General features: G+C 30.3%; 22 protein-coding genes. 21 read left to right on the top strand and 1 reads right to left on the bottom strand.

The genetic code is table 11. The annotated features are described in order from the left end of the window. The first annotated feature begins 210 nt into the window (after nucleotides 1-210). The 17 genes from rlmD to RSD37_RS04690 all read left to right on the top strand — a co-directional run bounded on the left by rlmD (nucleotide 211) and on the right by RSD37_RS04690 (nucleotide 15,307). Complete coding sequence (rlmD, locus tag RSD37_RS04770; RefSeq protein WP_346945558.1) at nucleotides 211-1,743, top strand: 23S rRNA (uracil(1939)-C(5))-methyltransferase RlmD; 1,533 nt, start codon at nucleotides 211-213, stop codon at nucleotides 1,741-1,743. Between the two features lie 392 nt (nucleotides 1,744-2,135). After that, nucleotides 2,136-3,140, top strand: a complete 1,005-nt coding sequence (locus tag RSD37_RS04765) for a permease (protein ID WP_346945557.1) — start codon at nucleotides 2,136-2,138, stop codon at nucleotides 3,138-3,140. A 132-nt stretch (nucleotides 3,141-3,272) separates the two neighbouring features. Further along, on the top strand, nucleotides 3,273-3,530 hold the full coding sequence (locus RSD37_RS04760) for a 4Fe-4S dicluster domain-containing protein (protein ID WP_346945556.1): 258 nt from the start codon (nucleotides 3,273-3,275) through the stop codon (nucleotides 3,528-3,530). Next, a complete protein-coding gene (locus RSD37_RS04755; RefSeq protein ID WP_346945555.1) occupies nucleotides 3,530-4,072 on the top strand; it encodes a thioredoxin family protein in 543 nt (180 codons plus the stop codon). The genes RSD37_RS04760 and RSD37_RS04755 overlap by 1 nt, the downstream gene beginning before the upstream one ends. After that, on the top strand, nucleotides 4,072-4,773 hold the full coding sequence (locus RSD37_RS04750; protein ID WP_346945590.1) for a cytochrome c biogenesis protein CcdA: 702 nt from the start codon (nucleotides 4,072-4,074) through the stop codon (nucleotides 4,771-4,773). The genes RSD37_RS04755 and RSD37_RS04750 overlap by 1 nt, the downstream gene beginning before the upstream one ends. A 24-nt stretch (nucleotides 4,774-4,797) precedes the next feature. Continuing rightward, nucleotides 4,798-5,037 carry a thioredoxin family protein gene (locus tag RSD37_RS04745; protein ID WP_346945554.1) on the top strand — a complete coding sequence of 80 codons (240 nt, stop codon included), beginning with the start codon at nucleotides 4,798-4,800 and terminating at the stop codon, nucleotides 5,035-5,037. A 209-nt stretch (nucleotides 5,038-5,246) separates the two neighbouring features. Next, nucleotides 5,247-5,522, top strand: coding sequence for a metalloregulator ArsR/SmtB family transcription factor (locus tag RSD37_RS04740; protein WP_346945553.1), 276 nt, complete (start codon nucleotides 5,247-5,249; stop codon nucleotides 5,520-5,522). 38 nt (nucleotides 5,523-5,560) lie between these two features. Beyond that, nucleotides 5,561-6,040 (top strand): hypothetical protein, encoded by a 480-nt coding sequence (locus RSD37_RS04735; protein ID WP_346945552.1) that lies wholly within the window; start codon nucleotides 5,561-5,563, stop codon nucleotides 6,038-6,040. 379 nt (nucleotides 6,041-6,419) lie between these two features. Continuing rightward, nucleotides 6,420-6,692 carry a CD3324 family protein gene (locus tag RSD37_RS04730; RefSeq protein WP_346945551.1) on the top strand — a complete coding sequence of 91 codons (273 nt, stop codon included), beginning with the start codon at nucleotides 6,420-6,422 and terminating at the stop codon, nucleotides 6,690-6,692. Between the two features lie 128 nt (nucleotides 6,693-6,820). Further along, nucleotides 6,821-6,988: a GNAT family protein gene (locus RSD37_RS04725; protein WP_346945550.1), complete on the top strand. Its 168-nt coding sequence runs from the start codon at nucleotides 6,821-6,823 to the stop codon at nucleotides 6,986-6,988. Nucleotides 6,989-7,035: 47 nt separating this feature from the next. Continuing rightward, nucleotides 7,036-7,995: a GNAT family N-acetyltransferase gene (locus RSD37_RS04720; RefSeq protein WP_346945549.1), complete on the top strand. Its 960-nt coding sequence runs from the start codon at nucleotides 7,036-7,038 to the stop codon at nucleotides 7,993-7,995. A gap of 276 nt (nucleotides 7,996-8,271) precedes the next feature. Next, on the top strand, nucleotides 8,272-10,716 hold the full coding sequence (locus tag RSD37_RS04715) for an ABC transporter permease subunit (protein WP_346945548.1): 2,445 nt from the start codon (nucleotides 8,272-8,274) through the stop codon (nucleotides 10,714-10,716). 28 nt (nucleotides 10,717-10,744) lie between these two features. Next, nucleotides 10,745-11,713, top strand: a complete 969-nt coding sequence (locus tag RSD37_RS04710) for an oligopeptide/dipeptide ABC transporter ATP-binding protein (protein WP_346945547.1) — start codon at nucleotides 10,745-10,747, stop codon at nucleotides 11,711-11,713. 1 nt (nucleotide 11,714) lies between these two features. Further along, nucleotides 11,715-12,665, top strand: a complete 951-nt coding sequence (locus RSD37_RS04705) for an ABC transporter permease subunit (protein ID WP_346945546.1) — start codon at nucleotides 11,715-11,717, stop codon at nucleotides 12,663-12,665. A gap of 166 nt (nucleotides 12,666-12,831) precedes the next feature. After that, a complete protein-coding gene (locus RSD37_RS04700) occupies nucleotides 12,832-13,794 on the top strand; it encodes an ABC transporter ATP-binding protein (protein ID WP_346945545.1) in 963 nt (320 codons plus the stop codon). A gap of 257 nt (nucleotides 13,795-14,051) precedes the next feature. Beyond that, the gene (locus RSD37_RS04695) at nucleotides 14,052-15,053 is read left to right on the top strand and encodes a PTS sugar transporter subunit IIC (protein ID WP_346945544.1); all 1,002 of its coding nucleotides are present in this window, start codon (nucleotides 14,052-14,054) and stop codon (nucleotides 15,051-15,053) included. A gap of 104 nt (nucleotides 15,054-15,157) precedes the next feature. After that, nucleotides 15,158-15,307 carry an LDCC motif putative metal-binding protein gene (locus RSD37_RS04690; protein WP_346945543.1) on the top strand — a complete coding sequence of 50 codons (150 nt, stop codon included), beginning with the start codon at nucleotides 15,158-15,160 and terminating at the stop codon, nucleotides 15,305-15,307. Between the two features lie 291 nt (nucleotides 15,308-15,598). Here the strand turns inward: RSD37_RS04690 and RSD37_RS04685 are convergent, their stop codons facing one another. Beyond that, nucleotides 15,599-17,188 carry an amidohydrolase gene (locus RSD37_RS04685; protein WP_346945542.1) on the bottom strand — a complete coding sequence of 530 codons (1,590 nt, stop codon included), beginning with the start codon at nucleotides 17,186-17,188 and terminating at the stop codon, nucleotides 15,599-15,601. Between the two features lie 331 nt (nucleotides 17,189-17,519). Between RSD37_RS04685 and RSD37_RS04680 the strand changes: the two genes are divergently transcribed. From RSD37_RS04680 to RSD37_RS04665, 4 genes are all read left to right on the top strand, one after another. Continuing rightward, entirely contained in the window at nucleotides 17,520-18,038 is a 519-nt protein-coding gene (locus tag RSD37_RS04680) for a hypothetical protein (protein ID WP_346945541.1), read from the top strand. A 135-nt stretch (nucleotides 18,039-18,173) separates the two neighbouring features. Beyond that, complete coding sequence (locus RSD37_RS04675; RefSeq protein ID WP_346945540.1) at nucleotides 18,174-18,878, top strand: CPBP family intramembrane glutamic endopeptidase; 705 nt, start codon at nucleotides 18,174-18,176, stop codon at nucleotides 18,876-18,878. 195 nt (nucleotides 18,879-19,073) lie between these two features. Next, nucleotides 19,074-19,661, top strand: a complete 588-nt coding sequence (locus RSD37_RS04670; protein WP_346945539.1) for a ferritin-like domain-containing protein — start codon at nucleotides 19,074-19,076, stop codon at nucleotides 19,659-19,661. A 196-nt stretch (nucleotides 19,662-19,857) separates the two neighbouring features. Continuing rightward, the gene (locus RSD37_RS04665; RefSeq protein WP_346945538.1) at nucleotides 19,858-20,505 is read left to right on the top strand and encodes an NAD(P)H-dependent oxidoreductase; all 648 of its coding nucleotides are present in this window, start codon (nucleotides 19,858-19,860) and stop codon (nucleotides 20,503-20,505) included. The last annotated feature ends 134 nt before the right edge of the window (nucleotides 20,506-20,639 follow it).

Genomic DNA, 20,639 nt, shown 5'->3' with positions numbered 1-20,639 from the left:
ATACGTCGTCAGCAGAACCCTTAGATAGTTCTACTATCTGTGGAACCTGCTTCCTTGTCTAACTCAAAATATCCTTCGCATCTTTGACTTATTATTTATTTTCAGATGCCTAAAACATAAGAATTGCATAAAAAATCTAGGTTATGATGGTTAATTAAGTAGTTTTCTGATAGAATAAATATTAATTAGAAGCTAATAGAGGGTGATTTGATGAAAAAACATAATAAGATTAATAATGATGACAAGGTTATAGAACAGGCTGAAAGAGAAGAAGTAGAAAGAGCTAAGTCAGCCGCTATAAAAGAGAAAATATCAATAGAAGAAGATGAAAAACAAGTACTAGAAGCAGGGTTTGAAAAGAATAATACTAATATTAATAATGAAAATGTAGACTTAGAGAAAAACAAAGATTACATAATTAAAATAGATAGCTATGGACACGAAGGGGAAGGCGTTGGAAAGATAAATAACTTCACCGTGTTTGTAAAAGAAGCGATAAAGGGTGAAACTGTAAAGATAAAGCTTATAAAGGTAAATAAGAACTATGGTGTTGGAAAACTTTTAGAAGTTGTAATTCCATCGTCACATAGAACAGAAGCGGTATGTCAAATTTATAAGAGATGTGGAGGATGTAATCTACAGCACATATCTTATAATGAGCAGCTAAACTTTAAGACTCAAAGAGTAAAAGATGTCATGGAAAGGGTTGGAAAAATTCAGGACCTAAAAGTTCATAATACATTAGGTATGGAGTTTCCATACAACTATAGAAATAAGGTTCAATTGCCAGTAGGGCTTCAAGATGAAAATATTGTAGTTGGATTTTATGCTCCGAGATCTCATGAAATAATTAACATGGAACACTGCTATATTCAGAGCAAAATAGGAGATAAGGTTGTTGACATATTAAAAAAATGGATGAAAGAATACAAAATTAAACCTTATGATGAAAAAAATCATAGTGGTCTTATAAAACACATAATGATTAGAGAAGGATTTAAAACTAAGGAAGTTATGGTAGTAATAGTAACCAATGGTGATAAACTACCTGCTCAGAAGCCGCTTGTAAAAGAGCTTAAGGAAAACATTCTAAACTTAAAATCTGTAATTCAGAATATAAACAGAGAAAAAACAAATGTGATATTAGGAAATAAATTGATTACGCTATGGGGAGAAGATACAATATCTGATTATATTGGTGAGTTTAAATTTAATATATCACCATTATCATTCTTCCAAATAAATCCTATCCAAACAGAAGTGCTTTATAAGAAAGCCTTAGAGTATGCGGAACTTTCAGGTAATGAAATTGTATTTGATGCTTATTGTGGTACAGGAACAATTTCCCTATTCTTATCTAAAAAAGCTAAAATGGTATTTGGAATCGAAATAGTTCCACAGGCTATAGATAACGCTAATGAAAATAAGGTAGCAAATAATGTGGAAAATGTGGAATTTATAGTAGGTAAATCAGAAGAAGCAATTCCAAAACTTATAGACAGTGGAGTTCATCCAGATGTAATTATGCTAGATCCACCAAGAAAGGGTTGTGAAGAATCGCTACTTCATGCTATAGCTGCGGTAAAGCCAAAGAGGATAGTATATGTATCCTGCGATCCAGCAACTCTAGCAAGAGATTTAAGAGTGTTAGAGGAACTAGGTTATAAAGCTAAAGAGATACAACCAGTAGATATGTTCCCTCAAGGGCATCACGTTGAATGTGTAGTTAAACTAGTGAGATAAATTTACAAAAGCTCTCGTTTTTAACGAGAGCTTTTTATAAGTGTACATAAATTAAGCTGTATGACTAATGAGGGTTCCAGATAAAATATAAGAAGGTTATTGTAACTCAATTTAATTAAAGGTAGTTCAAGTAATAATTTAATAAGATATAATGAACCGATTGGGGGATAAGAAACACCCAATCGGTTTTTTTAGTACATTTCTGTTTCAATGTTTTAATTGAGACAGAAAAATATTAAATCGCAAAAGACATTGACAGTTATCTATATGTAGTAATATAATGGATATAGATAATTATCTATATGTTTATTAAAGTGAGTAAAGTAAAAAAGTTCACTTTATAATATTACAATTAATTAAAGTTAAAAAATATAATTTAAGGAGATGGGAATGTGGTTATATTTGAATGGTTAAATAATCAATTACTGAAAATGGAATGGCTTAGTAATTTAGTTACACTTATAGTAAAGAATTTATTTGGCCTAGATGTTAATAGCAGAATTGGAGGAAGTATTCACTTCTTTATATATGATGTTATAAAGATATTTATACTACTTTCAGTATTAATATTCTTAATTTCATATATACAAAGTTTCTTTCCACCGGAGAGAACTAAGAAAATTTTAGGAAGATTTAATGGTATTTGGGCTAATATATTGGGTGCCTTACTTGGAACTGTTACACCGTTTTGTTCCTGCTCATCAATTCCTTTGTTTATAGGATTTACTAGTGCAGGTCTACCAATTGGGGTTACATTTTCATTCTTAATATCTTCACCTCTTGTAGATTTAGCTTCCGTTATTTTGCTTGCAAGCATATTTAACTGGAAGATTGCAATTGCTTATGTGGTTGTAGGTCTTATTCTTGCAGTTATTGGAGGCTCAATTATTAGTAAATTAAAACTTGAAAAGTATGTAGAGTCATTCGTTTTTAACAATAAGATGATTGATGCAGAACAAGAAGATTTAACTAAAAAGGATAGGATTAATTTTGCTAAAAATCAGGTCTTAGACATTATAAAAAAAGTATGGCTTTATATTTTAATCGGCGTAGGAATAGGAGCTGCAATTCATAATTGGATTCCAGAAAATGTAATTTCTGCTGTTCTTGGTCAAGATAAATGGTATTCTGTTCTAATAGCAACTTTTGTAGGAGTTCCTATGTATGCTGATATTTTTGGAACTCTACCAATTGCAGAAGCATTAGTGCTTAAAGGGGTAGGAATTGGTACAGCCTTATCATTTATGATGGGTGTAACTGCACTTTCTCTTCCATCTATGATTATGCTAAAGAAAGTGGTTAAGACAAAACTTTTAGGTGTTTTCATAGGAATTGTTACTATAGGAATTATTATTATAGGTTATGCCTTTAATGCTTTTGGTTATCTTTTGATATAAAACAGATAATTGGATAAAACTTGACACTATAAGTTTACTTATTAAAATATGACATGATTTCAATATATTATGGTTTATCAAAGTTATATCAAAGAGTTAAATAAAAAATTATTATAAAGTGAGGTAATATTTATGTCAAAAACTTGGTATCCTGTTATTGATTACGAAAAATGTATAGAGTGTGGTGCATGTACAGATAAATGTAAGCATGGTGTATATGATTTAGAAAAAGCACCTATGCCTGTTGTTAATACTCCAGAGAGTTGTATTCATGGATGTCATGGGTGTGGGAATCTTTGTCCAACTGGAGCTATTGAATATTTAGGTAACAATGGAGCGGAGAGTATTAATTGTTGCTGCTCATGTGGTGATACTGGTGGATGCTGCTAATGAGTAATAAAAATACTATGGAATCCTCCAAGAGTATGATAATAAAAATTATAATACCAGTCCTGCTTTTGTGTGCAGTATTTGGTATATGGGTAGTAAAGAATTCAAAAAAAGATATTAAATCATTAGAAAATAAAAACCCTGACTTTGCATTGCATGTAACTGAAGAAATAGATATTGAAAAATTAAAATCTTATGGATTACCCATTATTATTGATTTTGGAGCAGACTCATGCGTTCCATGTAAAGAGATGGCTCCAGTATTAAAAGAATTAAATGAGGAACTCCAAGGAAAAGCAATTATTAAGTTTGTTGATGTATGGAAGTATCAAGATCTAGCTGAAGGCTATCCAATAAGTTTAATACCAACACAAATTTTAGTCGATGAAAATGGGAAGCCATATAATCCTGAGAATCCTGAGGCTATGCAGATGAAGATTTATTCACTGAAAGATATGAATGAACATGTTTTTACAGCTCATGAGGGTGGTATGACAAAAGAGCAATTGCTTAATGTACTTAAGGAAATGGGTTTGAAATGATGGATTTTATATCTAATCAGTGGCTTGAATCCATATCAATGACTATTTCAGTAAATATGTGGGTAGCACCTTTTATGGCATTAATTGCAGGTATACTCACTTCTATTACTCCATGTGCATTAACAAGTATACCACTTGTAATAGGATATGTAGGGGGTATGGGTGAAAAAAATACAAAAAAAGCTTTTTGGTTATCTGTAATATTTTCATTAGGTATGGCTGTCACATTTACTATTTTAGGTACAATAGCATCCCTTCTTGGAAGGATTATGCAAGGAACAAGCTCATGGTGGTATATATTTCTTGGCGTACTTATGCTTTTAATGGCCTTGCAAACATGGGATATATTCAACTTTATGCCATGGACATATGCAATTGGCAAGAATACTAAACGTGGTTTTGGGGGGGCATTTCTTGCAGGAGTTTTAGGTGGGTTTTTCTCATCTCCATGTGCAACACCTGTGTTGGTTGTATTACTTGCTATAGTGGCAAAGAAAGGAAGTCTCTTGTGGGGCGTAGTTCTTTTACTAATATATTCTTTAGGACATAGTTTTTTGGTGCTGATTGCAGGGACATCTGTGGGTTTTGTAAATAAGCTATCATCAAGTAAGAAATATAGTATGGCAAGTAAAATGCTAAAAATTCTTATGGGTGTAATAATATTATTAATAGCTTTTTATATGTTTTATTTAGGTTTTTAAAATAATATTTAAGGAGTGATATGTATGATAATTAAGATTTTAGGATCAGGATGTAAAAAATGCGTTACATTAAAAGAAAATACTGAAATAGCAATAAAAGAAACGGGGATGGAAGCTGAGATAGTTAAAGTTATGGATTTCAAGGACATTATGAGTTATGGAGTAATGTCAACTCCAGCACTAGTTATTAATGAGAAAGTCGTTTCTTTTGGAAAGGTCTTAAAACCAAAAGAAATAATAAAGATTCTTGAAAATTTAAAATAAAGTTTAAAATAAATTTAGTAAGATATTATTAAAAAATATAGAAACTACAACGGCTATTATGGTACTAAAGAAAATTTAATTTAAGAAACAAAAGTAAATTAAAGTAGGTATAAAGATTAATTAGGCGGGGGAAAATACACCCGCCTAATATTATGTCTTTAAATTCCTTTATTCCATACATAATATATTTACTTTAAGGAGGAGAAGAAATGAAATACAGTTATGCTGAATATGTACCAATATTTAAGGCACTAGCAGATGAGACAAGGTTAAAAATTATTCATATATTATCAGATGGTGAGTTATGTGCTTGTAATATTTTAGAGAATTTCAATATAACACAACCAACACTTTCGTATCATATGAAAATATTAACTGAAAGTGGATTAGTTATAGCAGTTAAGGATGGAGCTTGGATAAAATATAGTTTAAATGATAAAAAAGTAAGTGATTTAAGAGAAGTTCTTAACGTAAAGATTAAATAATAAATGTATAGATAAAAACAACGGAAGAAGGTCTAAAAATGGACAATAAGAAAAGAAATTCAATTATTATGATATTAGGAATAATGGCATTTTTCGCTAACGGAGATAACTATGCTGTATCTCCTTTGCTTGGTAACATATCTAGTGACTTAGGATTAACAATTAGTCAAGCTTCACTATCAGTTACAGCATATATGTTAACTTTTGGACTATTCACAATAGCGAAATCAACAAGTATTATCTTAATAGGTTTGGGGTTAGTTGGATTTGGTTTAGCATTTATTGCAATGCAATCTACATTAGTCAATGCAGCACAAGAGAAGTTACCAAAGCTTAGAGGAACTGCTATGTCACTAGCCTCATTTTGTATGTTTGTAGGTGGTGCTGTTGGGACTAATCTTAATAGTATTGTATTAGACAAATATGGTATAAGTATGGTCTTTATAATTGCGTCAATTGCCATGATGTTAGTAGCTATACTATCCAAAACAGTGATAAAAGAAAATGTTGCAAAATAATAATTATAAATATTACTAAATTAAAATATAGGAAAGAATTTATTATTAAAATAAGCAGCAATGAATATATATTTTTTGAATTAATATATATTCATTGCTGTGCTAAACATGTGCAATTTAGATTTAGTTTTGTTGAAATGTAGGGAATTATGATGAAGAAAAATAATGGTAACAACATGTAAAATTTTGTATAATAAAAGTGTTTAGACATTATTGTTTGAATAATACAATATTCAAACAATAATGTGAAATGTTTATGAAGGGGGTAGTGAGTGTTTCAAAGTAGTTCATTATGCATAGCAAAGGCTATTGCGTAATAAAAAGAAAAATGAAATAGCCTTTGCTCAGTCCTAAGATATAAGTTACTAGGAGGAGCATTATGAGCTATAAAAAAGCATCAGATATATTACCAGAAGAATTATTAAATATAATTCAAGACTATGTTGATGGTGAATACATCTATATACCAAGAAAAGAATGTAATAGAAGGTTATGGGGAGACAAAACAAAGAGTAAAGAGGAAGTATATCAAAGAAATTTAAGCATTTATAGAAAATATAGAAGTGGTAGATCTATAAAAGAACTTTCTGAAACGTATTATTTATCTCCTAAATGGATTCGAAAAATTATTGCAAAAATTAAATCTGAATAATAATTAGAAAGCACTATGAAATATGGTGCTTTTTTAATTCATAAAAGTAGTAGCGACACTGATTTGCGATATTGCATGATATGATTTGTTTATAGAATATAAATGTTAAATAAAGGAGAATTATTGCTATGTGTAGTGCTGAAAATGAGGAATCATGGAAAGTACTTGAAAGATTGAAAATGAGGCGTGAAGGACATTTGTTCAAAAATATATATTTTAAGGTAGATGAAAATAATAAGCCTATATGGTTAGACACTTATGAATATGCCATTCTTGCATCTGAAAGGAATAGCTAATTGAAAAGAAATTTTAAATGTGGGAATGAGAAAAGGAGATAATAGAAATGATTAATGAATTAAAAATAAGCAATATGCAAGACTCAGATATTGATGGGGCAAAAGAAATATGGGTTAGACAATATGAACTTTATTGTGATAATAGTGATTTTCCAGTGTATTGGAAAGAAGATAGTTCGTTACTAGATAAATTTCTCAATGTGAAAATAAGAAACCAAAGTGCAATTGTTGCAAAATTGGAGAACAGGATAGTAGGTTTTTTAGCATACGATGTATTTCCCTTTAATGGAGAGAATTCGGTATTCTGTCCAGCGATAGGACATGCTGCAATTGAGGAGTATAAAGAAAGTGTATATCTAGCATTATACAAAAGTGTTTCACAGGAATGGATTAACAAAAATATTTTTAATCATATGTGGACAATATTCTTTAATGATGTGAAGCTTAGAACAGTATTATTTGATTTAGGATACGGATCTTATTTAATAGATGCATTTAATGACTGTAATAATAAATATAATGAAAAATCCATATGTGATATTAGAAAAGCTACTATTAAAAATTCAGGTGCTTTATATGACCTTGTAAAGGAATCGAATCAATATTATGCATCCGCTCCATTATTTCTAAAGAGAGATGAGTTTACTTATGAAGAGATTGAAGAAATAATATTAAAGAACAATGTGTTCATTGCATGGCACCAAGAGATTCCAGTTGGCTTTATTAATATAAGTATTTCTGAAAATAATAACTTCGTAGACTTGTCTGTAAAAAACTGTGGTTTATTTGATGAAATTGGTGCTTATATAAAATCTGAATATAGAAATAAAAAAATAGGCATTGAGATGTTAAAAACTGCAAGTGATTATTGCAGAGAAGTTAAAACTCAATATATTCATGTAGATTTTGAAACAGCTAATTTGTATGGTGGTAAATTTTGGAGAAAATATTTTACTCCAATGTTATTGTCTATGAGAAGAACTATTAATAAAAATATAAATGATTGATAAATAAAATTTAAACACCACAATAGTGTTTAAAGGAAGATTTACAAGAATATAGACATAAGCCAACAAAGATTAAAGTTTTAATCTTTGCTGGCTTTTTATATTAGATAATATTGAGTTTTTTTAATTATGTTGAAAAATGGAGAATAAAACTAATTGAGGAAGCTTTTGTAATGAGATAAAATAGTACATGAGCATATAAAATACATTATTTAAATATAATAGAAATAAATTACTATAAGTAGAATATTAGTTTTAAAGGGGGGTACAGATATAATGAGAAAGATAAATTTTCCGTTACTTCTTGGAAGTGTAATTGGAATATTTTTAATACTTGTCGCTTTATACCCAGGATTTTTTACAGCTAAGGATCCTCTTTTTGAAGAACCGCCTAAGTATATAGAGTGCAAAGAGGAAGGAGTGTGGGTAGAAAAATTTGCTTCCAATCCAATGCCACCTAATAAGGATAACATCTTGGGAACAGATGATGCTGGAAGGGATGTATATTCAAGACTTGTATATGGAACTAGAAATACATTAAAGTTGGCACTTCTTGTAGCTATATTTAGAATGATTTTAGCTCTCCCACTTGGAGTAGCTGCAGGGATGGGTGTAAAGGTTATTTCAAATATAATAAAAATATTTAATACATTTCTTACTGCAATACCTATGCTTTTATTTAGCTTTGTAATTTTAAATATAGGGTATTTTAGAAATCTACAAATGGGTAAATCAATTCTTGCCTTTGCAATAGTACTTACCATTGTGGGATGGGCAAAGTTGGCTGTCATGATTGAGGATTCAACTAGGATGGTTATGGAAGAGGACTTTATTGAAGGGGAGATAGCTATAGGGAAAACCAAGTTACAGATAGCGTATCAAAATGTTTTACCACATATAATACCAACTAGTATAAGTTTGTTTTTTAAAGAAATGGGAATGGCATTGTTTTTAATCGCTCAGCTAGCAGTTCTTTATGTTTTTGTTGGAGTAACAAGACAAATTAAAGAACTAGCTTTTAAATCAAATTATTTGATGAGTTTAGAACCTGAGTGGGGAGGTACCCTTTCTAGAATTTCAATAAATGTTAGGAGATACGAAGCAACATATTGGATGACTCTCTATCCTGTATTGGTTTTTAGTATTGCAATAATTGGAATAAATCTTACAGGAGAAGGATTAAGAATAGAGTTCCAAAAGAGGGAGTCTAGAGTGATTAGTTCTATTAGAAAAATTTCTTATCTAGTATCACCAAAAATATTTATATCGCAGCTTAAGTATATTAAGAAATACTATAAACCTGTAATTATAAAGACTTCAATCCTAATAGGTATTATTGTATATATGATAATACCTTGGCATCCAAGCCTCTATGAATTTGATATAGCTCAAGCTAAACTACATCTTGAAGAACTTACAAAGGATAAATATGGAGGTAGGGTAGCTGGAACTGAAGGAGGATATTTAGCAGGAGAATATATAATTGATAATTTAAAGTCATATGGGTATGAGGTGGATACCTTAGAAATCCCACTAACAAATACCACAGAAATCTCAGAAGCCGATAATAAAGTAACCAATCCTGAGATTCTGTCGCCCATGGTAATTGAATCAGGTTGGATAAAGCTTACTGATGACAATGGGGAGGAAAAGACCTATTACCTTCATGAAGATTTTACCATACCAACTGTAAGTGAAAGTATCTTTATGAATATGAAAAAGGATGAATTAAATTATAAAGGAGTTGCTGCAGACTTTGAAAATGCAGTTAATATACCAGAGGGGACAGATTTTTTTTCAATTGAGAGAGAGTTTAATGGCTTCGGATTTGATGCTTTTAATAATCCAAATAATATAACAGTTGGAGTGGGGAAAAATTTAAATTATGATATAAAATTCATATTAAATGAAGGCTACAGCACAAACAATAACGCATACCTTTTTAAATCCACTGCAATAATTCCATTTGATGATTTAAGGTTGGAGTTAGAAGGTGGTTACAGAGAGGTTGAAATAAACTTTGACTATCCAAAGCTACCAAAACATCATGGACGAAACATTACTGCATTTTTACCTGGTAAAGGCAAAACATGTGAAGATCCAGGAGAATTAATAATCATAGGAGCAACCTATGATGGTGTCCATACAAATGAAACTGAAAGTCCATATGTAATGACAGCAACTCCCGCGGCAACAGCACTGGAGGTTGCAAGGATGTTGTCAATTATAAAGGAACCATTGGAAAAGTCAATCCAGTTTATATTTTGGGATAATGAGTATGAAAGTGTGACGTACTCAAAGGTTGATGGTTCATATCATTATAGTATAACAGAAGGTATACCTTTAAATATGGCAATAGAAGATGGGTACTATTATTTTGATATAAGCTATCCAGGCTATAGTGAGGATAAAGATTTAAACCTTATAACCTTTCCAGCTCAAAGAGCAGACAAAAGCAATTATCTCATGGGATTAGAAATAGAAAAACGATTTAAACAAATGGATGTGAGATATCAAAGATTTCACAATGATTACACAACTACAAAAGCATTGATTAATTTGAGGTTAAATACACTTTCGAGTTTTGGAATAGGAAATCCTTCAATAGATGGAGTTAATAGCAGCATTGATAACATGGAAAATATAAATTACAAAAGAATGGAAAGCATTGGACAAATCATATTAGATACAATGACAATGAATTCTCATATTATGGATTAGTAAGAAACCTTTGAAAAGGAGAAAAACCATGATAGAAGTAATAAATCTAAAAAAACAATTTATAACAAAAGACAAATTTTGGGGTGTAAATAAAGGCGTTGTAAATGCGGTAAATGGTGTGGATTTTAGAATAGAAAAGGGAGAGACTCTTGGTCTTGTCGGAGAATCAGGAAGTGGTAAATCAACCATAGGGAGGTTAATATTAAGGCTATTAGAACCAACTGAGGGAAAGGTATACTTGGAAGGAAGAGATATTAGTACCATAAGCAACAAGGAATTTAGGAAGCTTAGAAAAGATTTGCAAATAGTCTTTCAAAATCCCTATTCTGCCTTAGACTATAAAATGACTGTTGAGGACATTTTGATTCAACCACTTCAAATACACAAAATAGTCCAACCACTAGAATACAAAAATGAAGTAAGGCGATTACTTGAAATGGTAGGATTATCAAGGCAGGATGGAAGTAAATTACCACATGAGTTTAGTGGAGGACAGAGGCAAAGAATTGCTATAGCTAAAGCTTTGGCAACAAAGCCCAAATTTGTGGTATGTGATGAATCCGTATCCGCATTAGATATGTCTGTTCAATCCCAGATACTGAATCTCATTATGGATCTTCAGGAGGAATTTGGTTTATCTTATCTATTTATATCACATGACTTAAGTGTAATAAAGCACGTTAGCAATAAAGTAGCAGTGATGTATCTTGGGAAAATAGTAGAAAAAGGTAGTGTAGATGATATATTTGATTCTCCAAAACATCCATATACAAAAGCTCTTATATCTGCATCACCGGTACCTGAGCCTAGCAGAAATATTAATAGAATAAGGCTTGAAGGTGAAATTCCTAGTGCAATGAATATACCATCAGGATGTGCTTTTCACAATAGATGCCCTAAAAAAATGGCTAAATGTGAAATTCTTGAGCCAGAACTTATGGAACTTGAGGACGGAAGGATAGTTTCTTGTCATTTATATGAAGATGGGAGGAGATAAAATGACAGCTGAAAGAATAAAGGTGATAACTAAAAAAATTCTTGTGAACATAGTAATACTCCTTGTAATCCTATTTCTTGTTATAGCTGTAGCAGGAATACCTGTGAATTTTGATATTATATCCGTTAATGGTAAGTATAAACCTAATATGGAAATGAATATAGTTTTTGAAAATATAAGAAACAATTTTAAAGTATTTTGGAGTGGTGAAGCTTTTAATGTTATGATTCAAGGAGAAACTGCAGGACAGCTATTAGCTAAAACAGTAAAGAAAAGCTCAGTTATACTATTTTTGGGAGCTCTTCTGGCATTAATCATTGGAATTCCAAAGGGAATTATAGACAGTAGGAAAAAGGAGAGGAGTGGAACAATAAAGTTACTTCAATCCCTAATACCTCTTTCAGTCCCTGATATTTTAACAATAACACTTGTACAGCTAGGTGCCATGTATCTATATAAGAATAAAATTTCAATATTTGGATTAGGGCCATTTCCTCCCTTTGGAGATGAAAGTTTTGGGTATGCAATTTATCCAATAATCTCAATAGCAATACTTCCAGCAGCATATATTTCTAGGATAACAGCTACAACAATAGAAGAAAATTTTACAAAACCATATATATTAGCAGCTAGGGGGAAGGGATGTTCCAGGTTTCAGATTATAAAAAATCATATGATGAAAAGCATAATTTATGGAGTGTTATCAGGATTTCCAACAGTTATAGGTATAATGTTTTCAAGTCTTATTATCGTAGAAAGACTCTTTTACGTCCAAGGGATGGGATTCTATCTAATATATTTTTATACAACTGAATTGATTCCAGCATACGAATCAGGAGTTGCATTTACAGCCTTTATCGTATTTCTGGCAATTTTTTATTATTTCATTTTTATGATTTTTAATGCCTTAAAAGACATATTATTACCTAAGGCATCTTCAAAAAATAAATAAGTCAATGTCCTAGGCTATTTTGAGTGATACGTCGTCAGCAGAACCCTTAGATAGTTCTACTATCTGCGGAACCTGCTTCCTTGTCTAACTCAAAATATCCTTGGCAACTTTGCCTTATTATTTATTTTCAGATGCCTAATACAAAATCTTATTAAGGAGGGATAATATGAAATTACTTGAGGTTAAGAACTTAAAAACATATTTTTATTTAAATGGGAATGAATATCCAGCGGCAGATGATATAAGCTTTACTCTTGATGAAGGAGAAACAATAGCAATTATAGGAGAGTCTGGAAGTGGGAAAAGTGTAACAGCCCTATCTATCATGGGTTTAATTGATTTCCCAGGAAGAATAATTGGAGGACAAGTATACTATAAAGGTGAAGATTTGCTTAAAAAGAGTGAAAAAGTAATGGGACAAATACGGGGAAATGAAATAGCTATGATATATCAGGATCCAATGTCAACTTTAAATCCCATGAATAAGGTAGGAAAACAGATTGCAGAAGCTTTGATCATCCATAAAAAAGTTAGTAAAAAAGAATCACAAAAAGTTGCTATAGAGTTGATGAAGGTGGTTGGTATTACAGATGGAGAAGAAAGGTTTCATCACCTTCCTAATCAGTTTAGTGGAGGAATGAGACAAAGAATTATGATAGCTATGGCAATAGCTTGCAACCCTAAAATACTAATAGCAGATGAACCTACCACAGCTCTGGATGTTACAATTCAGGCAGAAATTTTGGATCTACTAAGTAGCCTTAAGAATAAATACAATATGTCCATAATATTAAATACCCATGACTTGGGAGTAGTAGCAGAAATGGCAGATGAAGTGGTGGTCATGTATTGTGGGAAAATTATGGAGATAGCACCGAGTAAGGAACTATTTGAAAATCCTATAAATCCATACACAAAAAAGCTAATGGAGTGTATTCCAAGGATAGATGATAGAAAGAGGAGACTGGATACAATTGAAGGATATGTGCCACATCTATCAGAGTTATCAAAGGGGTGTAGATTTTCTGACCGTTGTCATGAAGCTTTTGAAAAATGTAGAAATGAATTGCCAGATTTAAGGTCAATTTCTGAAAATCATTGGTCGAGATGTTGGCTTCATGAAGATTAGTTTTATCTTGAATAATAAGAATTTCTAAATGCTAAATAACTAAAAATTCTCTTAATGTTCCCTCAAACTATGTAAAAAGTTTGGAGGGATTTTTAACTTATACAGAAAATAGAAAGGCACAAAATTTGCTTAATTAAGGTAAACCTTCTATTTTGTTATGTTTATGAACTTAAAGAAAAAAATATAAGAATAATAAATTATATATTTCTAACACTAGGAAAGTATAGTAAAATTAACTGGTTAAGGAGTTGTATACAATGAATGAAAAATTAATTAAATCGTTAAATGGAATGGGAATAGGTTTATTTGCAACTTTAATAGTGGGAACTATATTAAATCAATTAGGAATATTATTAGATTTAGATTTGTTTATAAATATAGGAAGTATTGCTAAGGTGTTTATGGCTGGAGCAATTGGAGCAGCAGTTGCATATTCACTTGATGCGCCACCTTTAGTGATATTCTCATCTATAGTAACCTCAAGTATTGGAGCAGCGGCTATAAAAATAGTGGATGGAAGTGCAATGTTAACCGTTGGAGATCCTGCTGGAGCATATGTTGCAGCACTAGTAACCACCATTGTGGGGAAAAGGATATTTGGTAAAACTTATGTAGATATTATTCTTGTACCAGCAATATGCATTATAGTAGGTGGAATTACGGGATTAGCTATTTCACCTATAATATCTAAATTTATTGTATCAATAGGAAGTATAATAAATAATTCAACAGAACTACATCCAGCAATGATGGGAGCTATAGTTTCAACATTAATGGGGATGGTATTAATATCACCACTAAGTTCTGCAGCTTTAGCAGCAAGTTTAGGATTATCAGGTTTAGCGGCAGGAGCAGCTGTGGTAGGAACCTCATGCCAGATGATAGGATTTGCGGTAATATCATATAAAGAAAATGGTGTAGAGGGCTTATTAGCTCAAGGATTAGGAACCTCAAAAATACAGTTTGGGAATATAGTCCAAAATCCATTAATAGCAATACCATCTATTGTAGCTAGCTTTATTATAGGAATGGTAGCTACAACTGTATTTAAAATGAGTTGTAATTCTGTTGGTGCAGGTATGGGGACTAGTGGGCTTGTAGGTCAAATTCAAACTGTAGCAGAGATGGGAATAGTATCTTTACCTAAAATATTAATACTACATTTTATATTACCAGGGATAATCAGTTACATAATTGCTTTTGGAATGAAGAAGATGGGATATATAAAAGAAGGGGATATGATCATTAAAAATAAATAAGGATTATTTCTTCATATAATCTTCATAAGGTTTAGGTAGTATATTCTCATAGGTAAGCAAAATACATAAGCAAGTAAATAATTAAAGTTAGGTAGGGATATAATGTGATTAAGTTTTTTGAGAACTTCTTAAAAAAAATTGAGGATGAAAATAATAAGTCTTTTGGAAATGGTAAGCTCAACTGTTGTGATTTAAATAAGGGAAAGAGTACTGTTAAAAATACTGCTAAAAACAACAATAATAAGAACAAGTAATGAAATCAGGTATAAATGACCTGTATAGCTTTTACAAAGGCAGTATAAAAATTAGAATATAAAGATTTAGAATGATAAGTTTTAATATAGATTGTCTTATTAAAATGAGTACATAAATAAAATTAAATAAAATTAAATAAAATGGGTTGTCTCAAAATGATTGACTTATGTTTTATCTAACGGCTTGGCGACAATAATATAAGTCCAATTTCAACACTAGTTTAGAACATATTGAATTTTGAGACAGCTCCTGTTTTACCTAAAGTATTAATTAATATTTTAATATTAAGGCTATCTTTTATAGACTATTTTTCCATCTACCATAGTAATTTCAACATTAATATCTTTAATTTCATCTGCAGGAGTAGTAAAGATATCTTTATCCAACACCACTAAATCTGCTAACTTTCCAAGTTCTAAGGTTCCTTTTATATTTTCATCAAAAGAACAGTAGGCACTATCTATGGTAAACATTTTAAGGGCAGATTGTAAGGAGAGTTTTTCTTCTGGCATAAATCCATTTTCAGGAGATTTAGCTAAGTCTTTTCTACATACTGCAGAATAGATATTTTCAAAAGGATTAAAATGTACTACAGGTGCATCTGAACCTATAGATAATTTTATACCTAAATCCTCCATTGTTTTGAAGGCGTAAGATTCTTTAGCTCTCGCACCAACTCTATCTTCAACTATGTGCATATCATAATCTAAGAATATAGGCTGAATGTATGCCATAACTTCTAGCTTTTTCATTCTTTCTATAATATCTTTGCTAGTAATTTGACAATGGACTATTCCATGACGTCCTTCTTTTAAATCTTCTCCTAAATTCTCTAAGGAATTTAAGTATAAGTCCATAGCTTTATCTCCTATGGCATGGGCAGCAGTTTGGAATCCATTGTCATGGGCAATTTTTATGTAGTCATTTAATTCCTCTTGTGTATATATTCCAACACCACAGTTATCAACATCATCACTATAAGGTTCTCTTAGTAAAGCAGTTCGTCCACCTAAGGCACCATCTAAAAGAAGTTTTAATGGTCCAATCCTAAAGAAATTATCACCGTCACCTGTTTTATAGCCAAGATTAATGAAGTCATTAAAGCTTTCTGGGTTCTCAAATAAGCATTGCTCATAAATTCTCACTGGTAGTTTGTCTTCGTTAATAAGTTCATTATAAGCTACAAGAACATTTTTGAAAGATTTATTTGGCATAGCATCAAAATCATCACTTTGTACAGAGGTTATTCCATAACTTAATAATTCATTACAAGTATTTATAATCATATTTTTCATAGAGTCAATGCTTGGAGGTGGAATAATACCGTTAATTAAAGATATAGCATATTCTTTAAACACACCTTTTTCTAAATCTATATTAGGATTATCTTTTATATCTTCATTATTTAAGTAACTTAAAGCCTTTGTATTACAAACTGCAATATGTCCACAGACTCTAGTGAAAATTACAGGGATATCTGTGGATATTTTATCTAAATCATATTTTGTAACAAATCTTTCTTCTTTAAGTTTATCTTGATTCCAACCTCTACCTAATAGGCAATTTAATTCATTACTAGGTCTATTACTTATAAACGCTTTCCCAGAGGTTATCATTTCATCAATTGAATTTAATTTTGTTAAATCCATTTTTTCAAGAGTATAGCCATAGTTTAATAAATGCATATGACTATCGTTAAAGCCTGGCATAAGGGTTTTATTATTTAAATCAACAATTTCATCATAAGAGTTTTTAATGTCTAAGGCTTCAATATTAGTTCCAAGAAAATCAATTTGATTATCCTTAATTCCTATTGCCTCATAAAAGTTATTTTTAGAATCTAAGGATGCTATTTTTCCATTGAAAAACAAGGTGTTCATAATTTTTACCTCCAAAATCTTATTTTATAAGTAGAGTCTAGTTTTATAGAAAATATTATATCATATTCCTTTCAAATACAATTTCAATTATTTGAAATATACTTTTATTTACAAATCATATGTTATAATAATTATAGTAGTAAAAAAGCTTTAGGCATCTGAAAATAAATAATAAATCAAAGATGCGAAGGATATTTTGAGTTAGACAAGGAAGCAGGTTCCTTAGATAGTAGAACTATATAAGGGTTCTGCTGACGACGTATCACTCAAAATAGTCTAGGAGATTGACTTATTTATTTTTTGAAGATGCCTTAAATAAGGAGAAATAAAGATGCAAAAGCTATTATATCCAATTAAAGAAGAAGACTTTAGAGAAAAAGTACAGATTAGATTTAAAAGCATTAATGAGGGGTTTGATAAATTTAAAAATGCAATGTTACAAAGTAATGATATAGATAGTGCTGAAGATGATATAATTCAGTTTATGAAAGCTGCATTTAAATTAAATGGAGAAGAAGATTCTTATGTGGATTTTTATTTTCCAGTATTAAGTGAAGAGGAAAAAGAAAATCTAATAAACCTATTATCAGAAGAAGATAGAGTGTTTATAAAAAGTTTTATGAAGAATAATCAGGGAGAAAACATATATTTTAGATTAACTGAGGAAAGTATTCCTTTTATAACTAGATTAAGTACAAGGGAAGTGTTATTTTGTACTATTTACTTTACAAAGCTACCATTTACCATCTGGGGAAATTATAATAAGAAGTTTCCGTGTTTTTTTGATGATGATCAAGTAGTAAAGGAATATAAGGATATTGCAGATAGCTGTAATTTAGGAATAATATAAATTACTATTTGCATATAAAAGTAGGGTATATTAAGAAATCTAACATATATAAGAGTTCAAATAACTTCATGTAGAAATATATAGTAAAGAGACAAGTTGTAGAGTGTATATATGAGCATATTGAGGAGGAGTAAAATGATAGACTTAAACATAACTAAAAGCAAAGGAACAAGTAGGAGAATTTCAGCTATAGTTGGATTATCAATTATAATATGTGGAGGATTTTATGTAATAGAACAATTTATGGATTTAAATTATCTAATTACTACTTTGAGTAAAATAGTTTCATTTGGAGTAATACCATACATCATATATAATATGACTGAAGATGGTAGCCCTATGGAAATAATAAAAATGAGTAGAGACAGAAAAACTATAAAATTAGGATTATTATTAGGAACTATTGTTTTAATTGTAATTTGGACAACTTATTTTATTGTTAAATCATATATAGATTTAGATTTAATAGCAAAGGAACTTATGGAATCCAATTTAATTACACCTAGGAATTTTCCATTTGTTGCTCTGTATATAACCTTAGGGAATTCATTTTTAGAAGAATTTTTCTTTAGAGGATTTATATTTTTACAAATATATTCAAAGGGATATAGAAAAATAGCTTATATATTCTCAGCACTGTTATTTTCAATTTATCATGTAGCCATATTTAAAACTTGGTTTAACCATTGGTTAATAGGACTTGCCCTGGTAGGGTTATTTGTAGGTGGATTAATTTTCAACTATATAAATACAAAATCAAAAAGTATCATGAACTCATGGATAGTTCATATTTGTGCAGACATCGCCATTATGGTTATTGGGTTTATTATGTTTTACTAATAGGAGCTGTTTAATGCAAGTACTTATTAATATTCAATAAAAGCAATAGAGGAATAGGGATTACTCCTATGATTCCTTGTTAATATATACTGTAGGATTTAAATTTACTTGTGCGAATTAACTTAGAACAAATATAGGATTAAATACCCAAAAGTTATCATATAATAAACTATAATAATTTAGGGAGTTTGGTTTATGATTGATTTTAAAGATATTGAAGATAAGGTAGATGAGTTTTTAGCTACATTACCTTGTCAATCACAATTACCTTTTCCAGAAGGTGAAGTGGAAAGAAAAAATATAAATTATGCAAATATGATATTAGATGCTTACGCAAGCTCAGCTGATAGTGAGATACAGGCAATAACTCAATACTTATATCATCACAAAACAATTGATAATAAAACTATATCCAATACACTATTATGTATAGCATTAGTTGAAATGGCACATTTGGACGTATTAGGTGATATAATATCATCATTAGGTGGTAAGCCTGCATATTACAACTCAAATCAAAACTTTTGGATGACGGGAAATATTCCTTATGGTGATAAAGATATGTTAGTTGTAAAGATGGATGAAGATAATATGAAATCCAAAGAAGTTATAAAACAAAAACTTATGTTGAATATAAAGGGTGAAATAAATGCTATAAATGGATATAAATTTTTGATGCAAAATGTTAATGATAAATACATCAAAAGGGTTATCCATAAAATAATAAGCGACGAAGAAGTTCATATTGAAATATTTCAAAGCTTAATAGAAAAATACTTATAATAAGATTGTATTATCAATAAATTATATAAGAAAATAGAGTAAGACAATGTATCTTACTCTATTTTTATGCAATTATATTAAAACGTTATGTGGTATATAGGAATAAAAATCTTTATGGGGATTAATACTTTATAGAATAATTTAAATCATAGAGTAAATAATAGGTTTAAGTTAAAAAATTATAGAGGTGGATTTTATGAAAAAATTATTATACATAACAGTAAACTCAAAACCAGAGGAGTTATCAGCTAGTAAAATTGTTGGTAGAGCATTTGTAAATAGGTTCTTAGATAAGCATAAAGATTTCAAGGTTGAAGAGTTAGATCTTTATCAGTGTCATATACCAAGGCTGGAATACCAGTATTTTGAGAAAAGAAATTCAATGATTAGTGAGAAAGATTTTAATAAGCTAGATGAAAATCAACAAGCAGAAGTTCATAAAATTGTGAAGCTTACAGATCAATTTAAGGAAGCTGATATGTATGTTATAGCGGCACCTATGTGGAGTTTGTCTTTCCCAGCACCTTTAAAGGAATACATTGATTGCGTAGTTATGGATGGTAAAACTATAAATATCTCAGAAAATAAGATTGAAGGGCTTTTAAATGATAAGCCAAGAGGCATGGTATATATTCAATCTTCAGGGGCATCAGTTCCATGGATGCTTAGAATGGTCTTAAATAAGGGGCTTAATTATGTGGAAGATATAATGAAGACTATGGGGATTAAAAGATTTGAGGAACTGTTAGTGGATGGAACAGGTTTTACTGAAGAAGAAAAGCAAAATGCAATAAAAGAAGCTATGGGTAAGATTGACCATGTTATTGAAGAAGTTTGGAGATAGTAAAGATAATAATGAATAAAATAAAAGCTATTAGTGTTTCTAGTAGCTTTTGTTCTATGTGAAAATATTTTAACAAAAGGTATTTAGTATATGTATATTGATACGATTATTAAAGGGATGAATGGTTAATATAT

This window comes from Clostridium sp. (assembly GCF_036646415.1).
Lineage (GTDB): Bacteria > Bacillota > Clostridia > Clostridiales > Clostridiaceae > Clostridium_J.
This window is presented reverse-complemented; position numbering and strand designations above follow the sequence as displayed.